Origin of the sequence: uncultured Lactobacillus sp. (genome assembly GCF_947367085.1) — a bacterium.
GTDB lineage: Bacteria > Bacillota > Bacilli > Lactobacillales > Lactobacillaceae > Lactobacillus.
Genome location: NZ_CANBCP010000088.1, coordinates 1 through 4510, shown reverse-complemented (window position 1 = coordinate 4510; position 4510 = coordinate 1). Strand labels below are relative to the sequence as shown.

5 protein-coding genes are annotated in these 4510 nt (G+C 35.0%); 4 read left to right on the top strand and 1 reads right to left on the bottom strand.

The window, feature by feature from the left end:
* Positions 1–110: 110 nt before the first annotated feature.
* Complete coding sequence (gene psiE / locus Q0Y70_RS09450) at positions 111–518, bottom strand: phosphate-starvation-inducible protein PsiE (RefSeq protein WP_297820329.1); 408 nt, start codon at positions 516–518, stop codon at positions 111–113.
* 189 nt (positions 519–707) lie between these two features.
* On the opposite strand from psiE, the gene Q0Y70_RS09445 reads away from it, so the two are divergent.
* From Q0Y70_RS09445 to Q0Y70_RS09430, 4 genes are all read left to right on the top strand, one after another.
* Positions 708–1277: a histidine phosphatase family protein gene (locus tag Q0Y70_RS09445; protein WP_297820325.1), complete on the top strand. Its 570-nt coding sequence runs from the start codon at positions 708–710 to the stop codon at positions 1275–1277.
* Positions 1278–1565: 288 nt separating this feature from the next.
* Positions 1566–2279, top strand: a complete 714-nt coding sequence (locus Q0Y70_RS09440) for a hypothetical protein (RefSeq protein ID WP_297820332.1) — start codon at positions 1566–1568, stop codon at positions 2277–2279.
* A 213-nt stretch (positions 2280–2492) separates the two neighbouring features.
* Positions 2493–3212, top strand: a complete 720-nt coding sequence (locus tag Q0Y70_RS09435) for a GntR family transcriptional regulator (protein ID WP_297820322.1) — start codon at positions 2493–2495, stop codon at positions 3210–3212.
* A gap of 29 nt (positions 3213–3241) precedes the next feature.
* Positions 3242–4411 (top strand): SIS domain-containing protein, encoded by a 1170-nt coding sequence (locus Q0Y70_RS09430; RefSeq protein WP_297820317.1) that lies wholly within the window; start codon positions 3242–3244, stop codon positions 4409–4411.
* Positions 4412–4510: the final 99 nt, after the last annotated feature.

The window sequence follows — 4510 nt, the reverse complement described above, 5'->3', positions numbered from 1 at the left end:
ACATAGAAAAATCCCACCTCCGTGAATAATTGAATACTTTATGTATTTCAATCGTCCACTTTAGTGGGATTGTATCATAGATTAATGTCTAACAAGGGTAGGGATGCTTTTTACATTTTAATATGTTTCTTCATGATGACCATTCCAATTATTAAAAGCAAAATTGAAATAGCATTAATCAAAACTTGAATTGGCTCACCATGTGCACTAATTAAACCACGTAAAAGTGCAGTGACGCCCAAGCCCATTAAAAAGTTTACGCTGGTATCGCCATTATGCTTTAAAGCCGAAAAGATCATTGCAGAAAATTCAAAAAATAGGAAGAATACGATGACCTCATCTAGAACTTCTAGATGCACTTTAAAAATATTGTTAGTAGTAATTAGCACACGTCCTAATGAAATAAGCTCCATAAAAAGAACGATGACGAGATAGATTCCCAAAATTCCTAGAGCTGTTACAGTTAGAAATTTTAGGAGGTTGGCAAATTTATTGGTGAATGTATTGAATTTTTTCATTTTTTATCCCTTACTTTTAGGTCTCTTCTTTATTTTCTCGCTGATAAAGTGAAAAAGCTAGTTTTATGAAATGAATTTATATAAATCGGTCTATTTCAATTTCTATTACAAATACAACTAAGTAGACGGCTTAAATTGTAAGTGGTATTATGTAACCGCATACAAAAATTAAGGAGAAAAAATAGAAGAATGAAGACCATTTATTTAGTAAGACATGGGGAAACCCTATTTAACGTCCACCATAAGATTCAAGGCGCTTGTGATTCGCCTTTGACTGAATTAGGCAAAAAGCAAGCTCAGCTTGTTCATAACTATTTTAAAAATAAATTTATTCATTTTGACGCTGCTTTTTGTTCAACTCAACAGCGTGCTAGCGATACTTTAGAAATCATTACTCAAAATAAGATCCAATATAGTAGAATTAAAAATCTTTGCGAAAAAGATCATGGTCAATATGAGGGGCAAGATGAATACATGCTTCCTTGGAGAAGGGGCTATAGTAGAAGTAATCCGGCTTTTGAATCCGATGAACATGTTACTTATCGGATGATCTGCGCTATGGATGAAATCCTGTCTCAAACTAAAGAAGGAGAAAAAATCTTGGTGGTAGGTCATGGCACTGCCTTGCGTCTTTTTACTAAGCATATTAATCCCGAGTTTTCGGCCTATAGTAACTGTGAGATAGTGCAGATGGTAGCCAAGAATAATGTTCTAACTTATCAAAATTGCTTTACCCCAGCCTTAGAATTAGTCAATTAAGGATTTCTTATCACACTATAATCTCATTTCTGTTACAGTGTTACAGAAGTTTGACAAAACAGGTGTTTATTACAAACATGTGACAAAACGGTGCGTTTTCTTAACTTTAATAGGTCCTATGTGTTATGGATCTGCAACATTATCTGTGTAATATATAAGCTGTCAATTGAATAAGGAAAGCGAAATACTAATTGACATCTATTACGAAAGATAATTATTTTAAAGGAGAAATTAATTTTGAAGAATTTTAAATCCATCAATTTTAAATCTGTCCTAGTTAAGTCAATCATGGCTGCTAGCGTATCATTCGCTGGTTTATTTGCATTAAACACTATGAATTCAAACAGCACTGTACATGCTGCAACTACTGCTAATGATCCTGAAGTTGTTACTGTAAATTACGTACCTGGATATGGTATTGCAGTTTGGAATGGTACTGATTTAAACACTGCTCATACTACTGGACAAAAGTTATCTCATGCAACTTCATGGAAAGTTACTGATTCTAAATACGATGCTCAAGGTAACAAGTGGTACGACTTAGGTCTTGACCAATGGGTTATGGCTAAGTGGACTCGTTCAGGCTTACGTTCAGTAAACCCTAACGTACGTTTTGATTACGTTGCACCAACTACTACTCAAGCACCTGCAGCTCAATCAAACACTCAAAGCACTTATGCAAATAACAGTGCATCAAGTTACAACTACAGTGCACAAAACACTCAAACTTACAGCCAACCAGCTCGCTCATACAGTAACTACACTTCAAACGCTACTGGTTCAGAAGCATCAGCTAAAGCTTGGATTGCCGCTCGTGAATCTGGTGGTTCATACTCAGCACGTAACGGTCAATACATTGGTAAATATCAATTGTCTGCATCATACTTAAATGGTGATTACTCAGCTGCTAACCAAGAAAGAGTTGCTGACAACTACGTTAAGAGTCGTTACGGTTCTTGGTCAAACGCTCAAAGCTTCTGGCAAGCAAATGGTTGGTACTAATAACTAACTGATTTTAAAAATTAAATATTGGTTAAAGTCATTCCGATTTGGAATGGCTTTTTTTGTGATTTACAATTTTTTTGTAATTTGCTATATTCCTTAAGTACCATGCATTTTCAAAGATATATTGGAATATAAATAGATTGACAGAAAACGCTTTCTGTTTTACTCTATATTTAGTGGTACTAACCAGTTAAGAATGAGGTGCTAAAAATGGCTACACCATTGTACAAAAAAATTATTTTAGATTTGGAAAATAAAATTAATAATGAAATGAGTCCAAATGAAAAACTACCAAGTGAGCGCCAATTGCTTGATCAGTATCACGTTAGTCGCAATACAATTAGACTCGCCCTACGTGATTTGGAAGAACGAGGAGTTGTTTATCGACTACATGGGAAGGGTACTTTTGTAAGTACTGTTTCAGTAAATGAAACTAACTTAGGAAATATGTATTCATTTTCAAACCAAATAGCGATTCAGGGGCACAAGCCATCAACACAAAACCGCACATTCGACTTGATTGCTCCCAGTAAAGAAGTTAAAGAACAATTGCATTTGCTTGATAATGAAAGGGTTTATAAGTTAGTCAGAGTTAGATTAATTGATAATGAACCAAGATTATATAGTGAGACTTTCTTACCAGAAGGCTTATTTCCTGATTTAATCATGTCTGATCTGAATGGAAAACAACTCTATGATGTACTCAAGAGTAAGTATGGTCAGATAGGGGTAATGGCTTTTGAAGATATTCAAGCTGTTACTTTGGATAAAGAAGAAAGCAATATTTTGAAAGTTAAATCGGGATCTCCGGCATTGAAAATTTATCGTCGTGTAATTAATGATCATAACGTCACGATTGAATATACTCGTGCAGTGGCACGTGGAGATAAGTTTATTTACCGGACTCGTCAATATAATAACTTGGTATAAGTTTTCATAACGAATGAAAGGAAAACAATATGTTTACTAAGACCGATGACGAATTAACTAAATTAGGTGCCAAGATCACTACTCGTGAAATTGAACAACAACCACAATTGTGGCAAGAAACTTTAAAGATTTATCAAGATAAGAAAAGTGAAATTTCTGATTTCTTAGATAAAATCAATGATAAGTTTGGAAAGGTAAAGGTCATCTTTACTGGGGCAGGTACTAGTGCATATGTTGGCAATACTGTCATGCCATATTTAAGAAAGCATGCAGATCGTAGTAAGTATGATTTTGAAGCAATTGATACTACTAAAATTGTTTCTACCCCAGAAGACTATTTAGAAGCAGATACGCCAACTATCTTAGTTTCCTTTGCGCGCAGTGGTAATTCGCCAGAATCTGTTGCAACTGTTGAGCTTGCTAAGCAATTAGTAAACAACTTGTATCAAATCGCAATTACTTGTGCTCCAGAAGGCCATTTAGCCCAAGACTTGAAGGATGATCCAACTGGCTTAGTATTACTAATGCCTGAAAAATCACTTGATCAAGGCTTTGCAATGACAGGTTCATTTTCATGTATGGCCTTAATGTCACTGTTGGTCTTTGATACTTTGTCAGATGATAAGAAGGCTGCCATTATTGATGAAATTTCTTCAATGGGACAAAGCGTAATTGACAGAGAAAGTGAAATTCAAAAGTTAGTTGATATTGACTTTGACAGAATTACTTATATCGGCAGCGGTGCTTTAGGTGGTCTTGCCGAAGAAGCACGTTTGAAAATTTTGGAATTAACTGCCGGAAAAGTTGCAGCCTTATTTGATACTTCAATGGGTTTGCGCCACGGTCCTAAGTCATTCTTAGATGACAAGACTATTGTTTTCGACTTTGTTTCTAATAATACTTACACTCGTCAATATGATTTAGATATTTTAGATGAAATTAGAGACGATAACATTGTTCCTTTAGTAATGGGAGTAGGCCAAAAGAAGGCTGGTCAAGATTTCAATGGTAAGTTTTTTGCTTTTGAAAGTGATGAATTACTTCCAGATGCATATTTGGCTCTCCCAGATATCATGTTTGGACAAACTATCGCATTACTAACTTCTATTAAGGTTGGTAATACTCCAGATACACCATCTCCAACTGGAACTGTTAACCGTGTCGTTAAGGGTGTTACTATTCACAAGTTTTCTAAGTAAAGAGGATTAAATCATGACTTACTACATTCACGCAAAAAAATTTTTCTTAGAAAATAAAACTGAACTCGGTGGCTATTTGGAAGTTCAAGATAATGGTCA